Source organism: Aliivibrio fischeri, from assembly GCF_009727955.1.
Lineage (GTDB): Bacteria > Pseudomonadota > Gammaproteobacteria > Enterobacterales > Vibrionaceae > Aliivibrio > Aliivibrio fischeri_A.
The window spans coordinates 1-257 of sequence record NZ_WOBR01000028.1; the positions used below are offsets into that span (position 1 = coordinate 1).

At 46.7% G+C, this 257-nt stretch carries 1 protein-coding gene; it reads left to right on the plus strand.

The window, feature by feature from the left end; genetic code table 11:
• Positions 1 to 257, plus strand: a 257-nt coding sequence (locus tag GNP81_RS19170) for a cadherin repeat domain-containing protein (protein WP_155675072.1), incomplete at both ends; no start/stop codon positions are given.

The window sequence follows — 257 nt, forward strand, 5'->3', positions numbered from 1 at the left end:
TCGACACCGGGCGGTGGCGATACGGACAATGATGTAGGCCCTGTAACGGATTCGAATACTGCCGAAAATACCTTGTCAGAGAATGCTGAGATTGGCACGGTTGTAAATATCACTGGCCTTGCCGTGGATCCAGATGGCGATGATGTGACTTATGCATTATCACAAGCTGACATTGATGCTGGGTTATTTGAAATAGATGCAACCACAGGTGTGGTGACATTAATTGGCAATCTTGATCATGAAGTCGCCGATTCTCA